At 40.6% G+C, this 12816-nt stretch carries 14 protein-coding genes and 1 pseudogene; 10 read left to right on the forward strand and 5 right to left on the reverse strand.

Annotation, left to right across the window (positions count from 1 at the left end):
* Positions 1-66 precede the first annotated feature (66 nt).
* Positions 67-924 carry a MurR/RpiR family transcriptional regulator gene (locus DDV21_RS05105; RefSeq protein WP_116877327.1) on the reverse strand — a complete coding sequence of 286 codons (858 nt, stop codon included), beginning with the start codon at positions 922-924 and terminating at the stop codon, positions 67-69.
* A gap of 160 nt (positions 925-1084) precedes the next feature.
* Between DDV21_RS05105 and DDV21_RS05110 the strand changes: the two genes are divergently transcribed.
* The 6 genes and pseudogenes from DDV21_RS05110 (at position 1085) to DDV21_RS05135 (ending at position 6419) form a co-directional block, all read left to right on the forward strand.
* Entirely contained in the window at positions 1085-2506 is a 1422-nt protein-coding gene (locus tag DDV21_RS05110) for a 6-phospho-beta-glucosidase (protein WP_116877326.1), read from the forward strand.
* A 25-nt stretch (positions 2507-2531) separates the two neighbouring features.
* The gene (locus DDV21_RS05115) at positions 2532-3719 is read left to right on the forward strand and encodes an MFS transporter (RefSeq protein WP_116877325.1); all 1188 of its coding nucleotides are present in this window, start codon (positions 2532-2534) and stop codon (positions 3717-3719) included.
* A 29-nt stretch (positions 3720-3748) separates the two neighbouring features.
* Complete coding sequence (locus tag DDV21_RS05120) at positions 3749-4567, forward strand: MBL fold metallo-hydrolase (protein ID WP_116877324.1); 819 nt, start codon at positions 3749-3751, stop codon at positions 4565-4567.
* Between the two features lie 157 nt (positions 4568-4724).
* A complete protein-coding gene (gene nth, locus DDV21_RS05125) occupies positions 4725-5366 on the forward strand; it encodes an endonuclease III (RefSeq protein WP_116877323.1) in 642 nt (213 codons plus the stop codon).
* A 39-nt stretch (positions 5367-5405) separates the two neighbouring features.
* Positions 5406-5624 (forward strand): annotated as a pseudogene (locus DDV21_RS05130) (alpha/beta fold hydrolase); the annotation flags it as partial.
* A 429-nt stretch (positions 5625-6053) separates the two neighbouring features.
* A complete protein-coding gene (locus tag DDV21_RS05135) occupies positions 6054-6419 on the forward strand; it encodes an ACT domain-containing protein (protein ID WP_116877321.1) in 366 nt (121 codons plus the stop codon).
* 201 nt (positions 6420-6620) lie between these two features.
* Here DDV21_RS05135 and DDV21_RS05140 read toward each other — a convergent pair whose 3' ends face one another.
* Positions 6621-6845: a DUF4649 family protein gene (locus tag DDV21_RS05140; protein WP_116877320.1), complete on the reverse strand. Its 225-nt coding sequence runs from the start codon at positions 6843-6845 to the stop codon at positions 6621-6623.
* 12 nt (positions 6846-6857) lie between these two features.
* Positions 6858-8039, reverse strand: coding sequence for an NADH-dependent flavin oxidoreductase (locus tag DDV21_RS05145; RefSeq protein WP_116877319.1), 1182 nt, complete (start codon positions 8037-8039; stop codon positions 6858-6860).
* Positions 8040-8143: 104 nt separating this feature from the next.
* Between DDV21_RS05145 and DDV21_RS05150 the strand changes: the two genes are divergently transcribed.
* Positions 8144-8497: a winged helix-turn-helix transcriptional regulator gene (locus DDV21_RS05150; protein WP_241964706.1), complete on the forward strand. Its 354-nt coding sequence runs from the start codon at positions 8144-8146 to the stop codon at positions 8495-8497.
* On the opposite strand, the gene DDV21_RS05155 is transcribed toward DDV21_RS05150, so the two are convergent.
* A complete protein-coding gene (locus DDV21_RS05155; RefSeq protein ID WP_162886288.1) occupies positions 8464-9105 on the reverse strand; it encodes a TetR/AcrR family transcriptional regulator in 642 nt (213 codons plus the stop codon). The genes DDV21_RS05150 and DDV21_RS05155 overlap by 34 nt on opposite strands.
* A 72-nt stretch (positions 9106-9177) precedes the next feature.
* Between DDV21_RS05155 and DDV21_RS05160 the strand changes: the two genes are divergently transcribed.
* Both DDV21_RS05160 and DDV21_RS05165 read left to right on the forward strand, forming a co-directional pair.
* Positions 9178-9879, forward strand: coding sequence for a DsbA family oxidoreductase (locus tag DDV21_RS05160; RefSeq protein WP_116877317.1), 702 nt, complete (start codon positions 9178-9180; stop codon positions 9877-9879).
* A 22-nt stretch (positions 9880-9901) separates the two neighbouring features.
* Complete coding sequence (locus tag DDV21_RS05165; protein WP_116877316.1) at positions 9902-10531, forward strand: MBL fold metallo-hydrolase; 630 nt, start codon at positions 9902-9904, stop codon at positions 10529-10531.
* Between the two features lie 386 nt (positions 10532-10917).
* On the opposite strand, the gene DDV21_RS05170 is transcribed toward DDV21_RS05165, so the two are convergent.
* Positions 10918-11496, reverse strand: coding sequence for a TetR/AcrR family transcriptional regulator (locus DDV21_RS05170; protein ID WP_116877315.1), 579 nt, complete (start codon positions 11494-11496; stop codon positions 10918-10920).
* A 390-nt stretch (positions 11497-11886) separates the two neighbouring features.
* On the opposite strand from DDV21_RS05170, the gene DDV21_RS05175 reads away from it, so the two are divergent.
* Entirely contained in the window at positions 11887-12783 is an 897-nt protein-coding gene (locus tag DDV21_RS05175) for a LysR family transcriptional regulator (RefSeq protein ID WP_142917731.1), read from the forward strand.
* Positions 12784-12816: the final 33 nt, after the last annotated feature.

Genomic DNA, 12816 nt, shown 5'->3' on the forward strand with positions numbered 1-12816 from the left:
CTTGGAAAAAGGTTTCAGTTTTTGCTGCGGCTGATGCTGAAAACTGGTATTTTATTTCAAAACAGCTTATAGCCGTCCTTTTTCGAGCAGCTCTGCCATTCTTTGCTTATAGTCCATATTTGTCTTATAATCTAATGAAAAATAAACTGCATAAAGGACATTAAGGATAAAAAGAATAGACTCTTCAGAGGCAAAGCTGGAAATTTTGCCGACCACTTGTTCGCGTGCTGAGAGAGTTAACAGTAAATCACAGGCCTCTGCTAAGGGAGAATGTTTTTGGCTGGTGATAGCAAGGCGGGTTACTTGATTTTCAGATAAATAAGTCATTAACTGCGCAGGAAACTGGGTTAAATGGCCGGAATAGGAGATAAATACAGCTAAGTCGCTGTCTTTTAAGGATAGTGCTGTCAGTCCCATTTCATCTTGTTGGGGAACCTCAACGGTTTTGCCAATTGCAGACAGACGGCGTCTGAAGATAGTAGCTAAAAGGTTGTTGGGACTGATGCCAAAAACGACAATACGATTGGCTTTTTTTAAAGAATAAGCAGCGCGTGTCAAAATATCTTCATCCAGCAGGGCAAGACTGTCTTCGATACTGGCTGTCTGAACTTGTGCAATTTTTGCGGCAATTGTTAAATTAGAATCAAGGGGGGTAAAGGGGATATCGGGGTCAATATAAGAAAAGGTTTGACTTTCTTTATGAATTTCTTCCACCAGAGGAACAAGAAAGGCTTTCCATCCCGAAAATCCTAATGCTTTGGCAAAGCGGACTAAGGAAGACTTAGAAATATAAGCTTGTTCCTGAATATCGTCTAAGGTTAAATGCGCCAATTCTGTTTTATGACTTAAAATAAAATCAGCGATATCTTTTTTAGAATCTTTTTTGGTATCAGCTAGATATTGGATATCTTGAAGAAGAGTCATACTGTTTCCCTTTCCGGCGAAATTTTATTTCAGACTGATATGATTTAACAGCTAAGAAATGAAACCTTTTTTCAAATTATTTCAAGCCTCTTGAAGTCTTTTAACTGACATGTTACAGTAAGGTCAAGAATATTATAGCACATAGAAAAGGGGGGAGAAAATGACTTTACCGGAAAATTTTTTATGGGGAGGCGCAACAGCGGCCAATCAGGTTGAAGGCGGTGTTTTAGAAGGTGGGCGCGGGCTATCCAATATTGATTTGCTGCCAGTTGGTTCCGACCGTGCGGCTATTGCCAGCGGACAGCTGGAGCACCTGCAGTGGGATGAGAAGCATTATTACCCTGCACGTGAAGCGATTGATATGTACCATCATTATAAAGAAGACATTAAACTTTTTGCGGAAATGGGTTTTAAGGTTTACCGCATGTCCATTTCCTGGACACGGATTTTTCCAAATGGCGATGATGCGGTACCCAATCAGGCTGGACTGGACTTTTACCGTGAGATTTTTGAGGAGCTGCGCAAGTATAACATTGAGCCCTTGGTAACTCTGGCACATTTTGATGTGCCGGTGAGTTTGATTAAGCGTTATGGCGGCTGGCGCAGCCGCCGCTTAGTCGAAGCCTATGTTCGCTATGCTGAGACAGTGATGACTGCTTTTAAGGGGTTAGTGCGCTACTGGCTGACTTTTAATGAAATCAATATTCTTATCCACAGTCCCTTTGTAGGAGGAGGCCTGATTTTTAAGGAAGGAGATTCTAAGAAGCAGCTGATCTACCAAGCAGCTCATCACCAGCTTGTGGCATCAAGTCTTGTGACTAAGTTAGCGCACGCTGTTGATCCTGATAATAAAATCGGCTGTATGCTGGCAGGCGGCATGCACTATCCTTATGCCTGCCGGCCGGAAGATTATAAACAGGCGATTGACAGTGACCGTGAGAATTATTTCTTCATTGATGTGCAGGCACGGGGATACTATCCTAATTATGCCAAAAAAATGTTTGAACGAGAAGGTATTGCACTTGCTATGGAAGATGATGATCTTGAGCATTTGAAGGAAACTGTTGATTTTGTTTCTTTCTCCTATTATTCTTCCCGCACAGTTTCTGGTTTTGAAGAGGATTACGAGACAACTACCGGAAACCTTTTTCGCTCTATCAAAAATCCGCATCTCCAATCGACGGAATGGGGCTGGCAGATTGACCCGCTTGGTCTTCGCAATGCCCTTAATCAGCTCTATGATCGCTATCAAAAACCGCTTTTTATTGTTGAGAACGGTCTGGGGGCCAAGGATAAGCCTGACCGAGAGGGTTATGTGGCAGATGACTATCGTATCGATTATATGCGTCAGCACATTCTGGCTTTTAAAGATGCTGTGGCGATTGACGGCGTTGACTTGCTGGGTTATACAAGCTGGGGCTGTATTGACCTTATCGCAGCTAGCACGGGGCAGATGAGCAAACGGTACGGTTTTATCTATGTGGATAAGGACGACGAGGGGAAAGGCAGCCTGAAGCGCACAAAGAAGAAATCTTTTGACTGGTATAAAAAAGTTATTGCATCAAATGGCGAAGAACTTTAAAATAAAAAGAGCAGAAAGGAAAACAATGGCACATCTTCATAAAGCATGGAAAGTTCTATTTGTTCTTTGCGGTTTAGCCGCCGCAGCCATAGGTATTTCTGTGAATACATCAGGTGTTTTTTATTCAGTTGTTGCAGAAGAATTAGGTCTGTTGCGAGGTTCCTTTGCCTTTCATATGACGATTTTTTCTCTGGTGACTGCGGTCAGTGCTCTTTTCGTTCCGAAACTGATGAAAAAAATACCTTTCAAAATCTTGCTGGCTGTTTCTATTATCATAGCTGTAATCGGAACAGGCCTGATGGCAGCCTCAACTGAACTCTGGCAGTTTTATTTACTTGGAGCCATTCGCGGTTTCAGTACCGGACTTTTTTCTGTCCTGACAATTACAATGGTTATTAATCATTGGTTTATGGCTAAGAATGGTTTAGCTACTAGTATTGCCTTGGGTTTTTCAGGGATTATGGGCGCTGTTTTCTCGCCAGTATTTTCAGCCATTATTACTGCCTTTGGCTGGCAGCTGGCCTATGTGGCTGAAGCGGGACTGATTTTACTGCTGTGTCTGCCGTCTCTCTGTTATCCTTTCACTCTTGAACCGAAAAATGAAGGCTTAACTGCATACGGCAGTTTGGAGCAGCTAGAGCAGCCGCCTTTAGCTGTCCCTTATCGGTCGCTGTCGCTGACTTTGCTGGCTATGCTTGTTTTTAGCATTATCGTTAGTTTTATTTCAAGCATGACACAGCATTTACCTGGCTATGCCGAAACGGCCGGCTTATCAACAACTGTAGGAGCAGGTCTCCTATCGATGGGAATGATTGGCAATATCGTTTCGAAATTAATTGTCGGTGCTTTGAGTGACAAAATTGGATCCGTCAGAGCCAGTTTCGTTTTATTAGCAGCCAACACTGCTGGGACTCTGTTGCTTTTATTAGGAAAACCAGCGAGCCTCATGCTGCTGGCAGCCTTTCTGTTTGGTTCCTGCTATGGTCTGGGAGCTGTATCAGTGCCTTTAGTCACACGCACAGTTTTTGGAAATCATAATTATGCCAAGAGATTCCCGATTATTTCCTTTGCAGGAAATACCGGTGCAGCCTTAGCCTTTTCGGCAATCGGCTATATTTATGATTTCACAGGCAGCTACACAGCCGCCTTTATATTGATTATTGTTTTACTTGTATTGAGCTTCTTGGCCCTGCTTGCGGCTAATCGCTCTTAAGTCTCAAAAAGAAGGAGAGGAATATATCTATGAAAATCCGTTTTAGTAAAGATGGGCAGGCAATGCCTGACAAAACTGTTGAGATTCCTATGTCAGCTTTTGATAAAATTGAAGGAACAGAAGTGTATTGGCTGGGGAATGCCAGTATTCTCATTAACAGCCGCGGAACCATTATCTTAATCGATCCGATTTTAGATAGTTTTGATATGCCGCTGCTCATCGATATGCCGATTGATTCTAAAACCATTCCCCGTGTCGACGCTCTGCTTATCTCCCATATTGACAATGACCACTTGAGTTTTGAAACTCTGAACAATATCAAGGCGGTAACTGCCAGTTTCCACGCGCCGGCTCATGTCGCTGATGTGATGAATGAAGAAGGTTTTGATACGCAAGAACATGCAGTCGGGGCAACTTTTTCAGTAAATGATGTGACCATTACAACAACTCCTACACGTCATAATTGGCAAAATCAAATGCCTAAGTATCAGTATCGTGAATGGAAAGAAGAAGAGTATGTCGGTTATTGGCTGGAAACACCAGACGGCAGTATTTGGCTCCCAAGTGACAGTCAGTTGCTGCCGGAGCATTTGGAAATGCCGCAGCCGGATATGATTCTCTTTGATTTCAGTGATAACGACTGGCATATTACCTATGACGGAGCCGTTAAAGAAGCTGATACCTATCCCAATGCTGATCTTATCTGTATTCATTGGGGTTCAATTGATGCAGCAACTTGGAATACCTTTAACGGCAATCCGGAAGATTTGGTGAAAGACGTTGTTAACCCCGAAAGGGTGCATGCTCTCAACGTGGGAGGAAAGCTGAGTTTAAAAGCAAAATCCTAGCTGCAGAAACTAAACTCAGACATCGCTATCTAAAAGCAGCAGCTGTGACAGATTCGAACAGCCGCTGCTTTTTGATAGATATTTGGAGATGATAACCCAAATCTGCCAAATGACAGACTTTTTGATATAATAAAGTATCACTTATTCGGAGGCAGTTATGGTTCTTTTATCTAAGAAAAAGGCACGCCATGTGATTGAAGAAATTATTGCTCTTTTTCCAGATGCTAAGCCTAGTCTGGATTTTCGCAGTCATTATGAACTTTTGATTGCGGTGATGCTGTCTGCTCAGACAACAGACGCAGCCGTTAATAAGGCGACTCCAGCACTGTTTAAACGTTTCCCAAGTCCCAAAGAAGCAGCAGAGGCACGCCCTGCTGATATTGAACCATATATTTCTAAGCTAGGACTTTACCGCAATAAGGCCAGATTTATGCATGAACTATCCATTCAGCTTTTAGAGCGCTTCGACGGACAGGTTCCTAAGACTAGATCGGATCTGGAAAGTTTGCCTGGTATTGGTCGGAAAACTGCCAATGTTGTCCTATCAGTAGGTTTTGGTATCCCGGCTTTTGCAGTAGATACGCATGTTTCCAGAATCTGCAAGCACCATAAGATTGTTAAACAGTCTGCCACGCCTTTGGAGATTGAAAAGCGCGTGACAGATGTTCTGCCGCCTGAACTTTGGCTGCCTGCCCATCAGGCTATGATTATTTTCGGCCGCACCATCTGTCATCCAAAGAATCCTACATGTGACCAGTATCCGCAACTCTATCAGTTTGACTCATTGAATAAAAAATAGTTTATTTAGAAATGATGGAGTGACGGGAAATGAAGCGGCTGGGCCAAAGCTGATTTAGATGATATGGCTGCTGTTATACAGCCCGTCCTCATTGTTAATGGTGACAAAGACATGATGGTTCCTACAGAAAATTCTTATATGATGCATGAGACAATTAAAAACAGTCAGCTGCTGAACTATCCCAATGCCGGCCATGGCTCACTTTTTCAGTATGCTGAACGATTTGCAAGTGACGTATTTAGTTTTCTGGGAGAGTGACTGCAGCAAAAACAGTTTTAATAATTGCTGCAGCAGATTGTACAGAAAAACTTTAGGAAAAATACTGGTTCTTGGCTGACACTCTTAATTTGTTGCCTGTGTTTTGTTTATTGACGCGCACAGCTCCCCTGCATTTCTTGATGATACAGTTCTTCGCAAGTTTAAGACCGGATAAGTTTTAGACTGAGCTTAAGCTCTTTAAATTTCCCATGCCCTTGTTTTTGAACAGTTCTGTACTGGTCACAAGTGAAATCTTGTTTATAGCTTTCGGGCATGCGCAGGCTCTTGGTTCTATATCATTAGTTTAGGCTCTCTTTTTCTGCCCTTGCCATTTTTTTGATCTGTTTCTGATATGATATAATAGCATTATAGCAAAGCCTGATGCTGTTTAGACAGTGAAATAAAGGCAGTCAAAAATGGAGGAGATTGATGCAGCTTAAGTTTTTTTCAGAACCTTTTTCGGTTTGCAAAGTAGAAGATTACAGCCAGGTTAATTGGGAACAACCCTATATTTTTACCGGTCAGACAGACGAAGAAAAATCTTTGGTCTGTCCGACTCGGTGCGTCCCGGTCAATACGACAGCGCGTGAGGACGGCTGGTCTGCTTTTCGTATTGAGGGAGAGCTGGATTTTTCGCTGATTGGGATTTTGGCGAAAATTTCTGGCCTGCTGGCAGATCAGGGTATCAGTATTTTTGCACTATCGACTTTTAACACTGACTACATCCTTATAAAAACCAATCAAGCGGCTGCAGCCAAAGAACTATTAAAAAAAGCCGGCTATGGTGTGGTGTAAAGTCTATTCATTAAGAAATGCTTTTTTCGTATTTGCTTTTTTAAACTGATTTGAAAAATGCTGCTGTCTTCAGTTTTTTTGATATATCGGCAGAGTACTGTTTAGAATTTTGAAAAACATTGAGCTTAGCTACAATGTTTTTTTGAGTTTATAATGAAAAAATGATCCCTTAATTATTAAAAAATTATTCTTAAAATAGTTTTAGTTTTGTTTACCATTTTTAATAAGCGGCAGCATAAAATAATACAAATTGCCTAACTGCCCTTGATAATGGATCTCTTGATTTTGATAAAGAACTTTGGTTACTTTGAAATGGTCTTGAAAAGGCGGCCACATAGCAACCATCCCTTGTACAAATAAATCGTGACTGTCATAGTGCAGCTGGTGTTCAGAGTTATAATCATCTAAATAATAAATATCAATCATAATTACCCTCTTTTACTGTTTTTTATAGCCTTCCATGGGAGCCATTTGCTGACCGAATTCCTGTTTAACAGTATTAGTGGTAAAATCAATGGCGTCTTTATAAGTCGTTAGAAGGTAATCCTGCATTCCGGCAGGGATAGCTAAATCGTCCATATCTACAGGGTTTAATTGATAACGGATTGATTTTTCACTATTTGTTTCAACTTTTTGCACCCATTTGGGTTCATTGATTAAAGAACGGCCTAGTGCAATAAAATCTGCTCCTAATGCCATGGCGGCTTGAGCATCTGCAGGGGATTTGATCGTTCCGACAGTAATGAGAGGAACAGACGGATTAAGTACCTTTTTAAAATGGCTAACTAATGGTACTGTATCGTTCTTATTATTTAAACTTGTCCGATTATAGCTTCCGATAGAGAGATGAAGATAATCAATATCGTTTTGAATTTCTTCAACAAAATCAAGACTGTCCTCCAGACGAATCCCTGGAGTTTCCAGTTCTTCTGGAGACAAACGGTAGCCAAGAATAAAATCTGTTTTTGCATATTCTGAAATAACAGTTTTAACCGCCTTTAATATTTCTTTAGCAAAACGCATCCGCTCTCTGCGGCGGCCACCCCAGCTGTCTGTCCGGCGATTGGAGTGCGGTGAAAAGAATTGCTGGATAAGATAAGTATTGGCACCATGGATCTCCACACCATCAAAACCAGCTTGAATAGCTCGTCTTGTTGCCTTAGCAAAATCCTGAATAATTTCGTCAATTTCATTTTCAGATAGGGCTCGGGGTTCTTCAGAATTTGGTGGCCATTCAGCGGCAACAGCAGAAGCAGAAACAGGCTGTTCCCCTCTTAAGATGGCTGTAGTAGATTTTCGTCCGGCATGAAAGAGCTGTATAATGGCTTTAGTGTCATTGATTTTAATCACATTGGCTAGGCGCTGTAACTGACAAAGGTATGCATCATTCCAAACTGCCGGACCGCCTTCAAACCCCTTTCCTAACGGATGAACACTGAAGGCTCCCGTAATCAGCATGCCGACCCCGCCGCTGCGCATGCTATAATAGCGGATTTCATCGTTAGTGAGTGCACCGTTATAATAACTGGACTTTGTTGTCATAGGTGCCATAGCTACACGGTTTTTGAGGGTTGCTCCGTTTTTTAAAGTATAGGTCTGTAAAAAATCATATTGAGGCATTTGCTTTCTCCTTCTATTTTTGATATCTTAATTTTAAAACATGCCTATCTTTTTGACAAGAACGCACAAAAAAGATAGGTACTATCATAAAGGAGAGTATTGTGTTGAAAAACAATGAAGCTATTGAAGAAAATATCAATATGGAACCATTTAATCGTGCTTTATCACTTATCAGCGGCAGATGGAAAATGCATATTCTTTTTTGGTTATCAGAATATGGCATTATGCGCTATGGAGAGATAAAAAAAGCCCTTGGCAATATCACCCATAAGATGCTTTCCAGTCGGCTGAAAGAATTAGAAAAAGACGGATTGATTATCCGTCAAGAGTATGCTCAGGTTCCCCCAAAAGTCGAATACAGTCTGTCGGATGTAGGAGAAGAACTCATCCCCTTACTTCGCCAAATTTGTCAATGGGGCCGTACTTATACCGATTGGGAAGAAAAAGCGGCTAAATAGTTTTGCAGTAAACGTTTAGCTGTGGGAATGATCTTATCTTTATAATCTGACAAGCACCAGTCGAAAACGCTGCCTTTGATTAAAATACAGATGTCTGCACTTAACTTGTAGCTATCTGTTGTTTCGCTCAGCATTCCTTTTTGGATTGCTTTTTTTATGAGCTCTTGAGAATCAAACATGACTGTCCCTTTTAAGAACTGCCCTTCAGCTTCTCCCATATAACGCGCCAGTGAACTGTTGTTTCCTGTATAAAACTGACGCATAAACGGTTTGCCTAAATCCTGATATTGTTGCAGTAATGGCAAATAAACGGCAAAAATTTGTTCACTTAGAGAGTATTCATTACAGCATTCGATTGGACTATTGGCAAGGGACTGGGTCAGGCAGTAGCCCAATAAATCATCTTTATCCCGAAAGTAGTAGTAGAAAGTTCCCGTTGATAAACCGGAACGGCTACAGATAGCACGAACATTAAGAGATTCTCCATTTTTAATTAGTTCTAAAGCGGTCGTTATTAGATGTGAACGGCTATCCTTATTTTTCTTGCTTGTTTGCTTTGAAGGTCGTCCGGCAGGCATTATTTTCTCCTTGATATTTTTTATTGACATTATATCGAACATGTTCTATAATAGCAAGAAAAAGAAATAGAACACGTTCTATTACTAGGAGGATTGATTCTTATGAAAGTTACTTATTGGTCTGATTTTGCTTGTCCATATTGCTATATTGGCGAAACACGTTTAAAAAAAGCAATTCATAAGTTAAAGCTGGAGAACATTGTAAACTTTGAAATGAAAGCATTTCAGCTGGATCCTTATGCACCTGTGCAATCAGTTGGGCCTACTCAGAAGCGTTTTGCTAAAAAATATGGTATTTCCTACGAGCAAGCAGGTCAGCGAATCGAGCAAATTTCTGCCTTAGGCAGACAGGAAGGTTTAACTTTTAATTATCTCTCTACTTTATTTACAAACACGATGGATGCTCACCGTTTAACAAAGCTTGTTCAGGAAACTGGCAGCGAAGAACAGATAGGGGAACTGAAGTCAGCACTTTTCCAAGCCTATTTTGCTGATAATAAGGAATTAGCTGATCACGAAGTTCTTTTAGCAGCTGCTGTGCAAGTTGGTCTCGATCAGGAAACTGTACAGACATTTTTAGAAGGGGAGCGTTTTAAGGAACAAGTTCTTGCTGATCAAGAGGAGGCGAGACAATTGGGAATTTCGGGAGTACCCTATTTTGTCATTGATGATCGTTATGCTGTTGCCGGAGCACAATCGCAGCAAGGTTTCGAAACAGCTATACGTCAAGCTTATCTCGAACAGTTTTCAGAATCCGAATCTGATGACAACTTATCATGCGGACCAGAAGGCTGCCGAATTTAGTACTTAAAAGAGAGTTAGTCTTATGATTCAAAAAATTTCCGTCTCTGATTTTTTCGCCGTCAATACTTATTTTGTTATTGACGAAATCAGTCAGTCTGGTTTTATCATTGATCCGGGAGCACAAGGCGAACTGCTTCTGCAGGTTATTGAGCAACAGCGGTGGCAGATTGAAAAGATACTGCTGACACATGGACACTTTGATCATACTGGAGCTGTAGATTTTTTAAGAGAGAAACTAGGGATTAATGCCTATGCGCATCCAAAAGCACAGAGCTACCTTCTCGACCCTTATTTTAATCTATCTCGTCAATGTGTTGGAGGCAGAGTCGTTCAAAACGTCCTTCCTTTTGGTTCTGACCGTATACTATTAAGAAACAATCCGCAGTTTTATCTCGATATTAAACATACACCTGGACATTCACCAGATTCAGTCAGTTTTTATGCTGCTAAGGATAAAGCACTAATTGCAGGTGATACCATTTATCAGGGAGGATTAGGGTTGACGCATTTTCCAGGAGGTCAGTTATCAGAATTAAAGAAGAGTATCCAGAAAGTTATTTTCTCTTATGATGGTTCTGTTCACATCTATTCAGGCCATTCTCAACCACTGACAGTCGCTGATTTGAAGGAAAAAATAGTTTTTAATAACTAATTTCTACTTTATAATAGTTCTGGCAGAACTGTACAGCAGCAAATCCCATTATCGTAAAACATAAAAGATCTCTTTGAAAATAAGAGACCTTTTATTTTATCCCAAACTCTGCTTAAGCCAATATCTATCGCTCTGTTATCGACTGCAGTGTTTTATACAGGAAAGCTACCAAAATAGTTCAGCCAAAATAGTAATGAGACCGCAGCATTTATAATGAGCGAGTCGATCTCTGGCTGTACAGACGCTGAAACTGATAACTATATTCCCTGAAGCGCAAGCTTTATTTCTAAAGGGAATGCAGTTGGAGTGCTTTGAAGTTTAAAAACAGTCAGTCGCTATAGTGTTTAAAACAGAGAATATACTGTTTTCTTCACCAGCAAAGTCTCTTATTTTTGCTCGAGCAAAGCAGTGACACCGCTGTTTGTCAGGAGAATAGCAGTATTGATAACGTCTTCTAGGGGAGTTGTTTTACCTTCCTCCACCCATTGGCGGTATAGAGCTAAGCCAGTATTCTGGACAAAATTCAGGAGACTGACCCGCTGAAAGTCATTGAGCCGGTCAATTTTTGGACTTTTTGACCATGTTGCCGCCATAACCATATCAACCATATCCTGACGGATATCGGAATAGGAAGAATGGCTGATGGTGATTTTGTCATAAGCCTGACCTTGCTGAGCTGAGAATTCGAAGAAAGCCCGCTGCATCTTGGATAGGTCTTCCGGCAGCCTATAATCTTTGATGCGTTCAATATAGGCTTCGGCGTATGTTTCCTGCATTTCAGCCAGTAAATCATCCAATGTGGGATAGTAGCGGTAGAATGTTTTTTTATTGATCATAGCCCTTTTGGCCAGCTCAGTTACCCTTATTTTTTCATAATCTATTTCACAAATCAGACTTTCAAAGGCTGCGTAAATATTTGAAATAGTACGCTGAACGCGCAGATCTTCATAACCGGTTAATCTCATGACAATCTCCTTTAATTAAGATACAAAAGCCGTAAAAAGAGCAAAGCAAAAATAGGAAAATGGGTGAAGAGCCGCTAAGACTCAAGGAAATTTTATACTCACAGAGCAGCTACACTCGTAAGTCGCTTAAGCTTCCTACGATTGTGGCTCTTTTTGACACAGCGTTTAGGATGTGTTCAATTGTAATGTTTGTTCGCTGTTATTATAACATAGGATAAATAAAACAGTAAAAGCAGAGGAAATGGTATTTATAACATTTTGTTGAGCACAGTGTTATGCACTGTTTATCAGCTATCAGCTTGCCTTTACAAGTATTTTAGAATTTGGCTTATTGATCAATTCAGGTATAATGATAATAAGCCAACTGCTTGCGAAAGGGGGACCGAGACTGTGCATATTGAAAAAATCAAATATTTTATTGACCTCTATGACTGCCGGAGCTTTACGGAGACTGCCAGAAAAAATTATATCTCTCAAGCTTCTGTCAGCCAGTATATCACCAGCCTTGAAAAGGAATTTGCGGCCCAGTTTTTTGATAGGAATGTGGCACCGATTCGGCCAACACATGCCGGAAAATTATTTTACAATAATGCTAAATTGTTACTGAGACAATATGAGGAGAGCAAAAAGCAAATACAGAATCTGTCTGAAAGAAGTGTTCCCAGAATAGCTTTAGCCTACACATCTTTGAGTGATTTAAAGCTATTGCTACCCCTTATTGTTACTCTTAAACACAAACAGACTGCTATCGATATTGAACTTGAAAAAGTTGACTGCAAAGCTATTCAGTCATACCTGATTAAGGGGATAAGCGATGCGGCTCTTTCATTCTCAGAAGAATTTACTGATCCATCCTTACATCATATCCTGTTAAAATCAGGAAAATATAGTGCTTTAGTTCCACAGGGCCACCCGCTTTTTGACAAAAGAGCCATTTCAGTTCAGGAACTTTATACCTATCCTTTATTAATGCTGAGTGAAGAAAGTATGGGGGAAACTTTCTTAACTATGAAAGAAAGATCTTTGGAAGATGGCTATTTTCCTAATATTGCCAGGACAGTCAATGATTTTGAGGAAGCTTTCTTCTATATTTTGTCAGAACAGCTGATTGGTTTTGGAACTGAAGACTATAATCTTGACCATTTAGATGGTCTGATACGCAATATTCCCATTCAAGGCAGTAGACATAGCTACAAGATCATTTTAGCTTATAAAAAAGATGAGCAAAATAAAGATCTGTCAGTCTTTTTAGAATTACTAAAGGGCTGTAATTATAAAATAAAATAGGTCATAAGAAAAACCAATGAACTTTTCGACAGC

Source organism: Streptococcus chenjunshii (genome assembly GCF_003086355.1).
Lineage (GTDB): Bacteria > Bacillota > Bacilli > Lactobacillales > Streptococcaceae > Streptococcus > Streptococcus chenjunshii.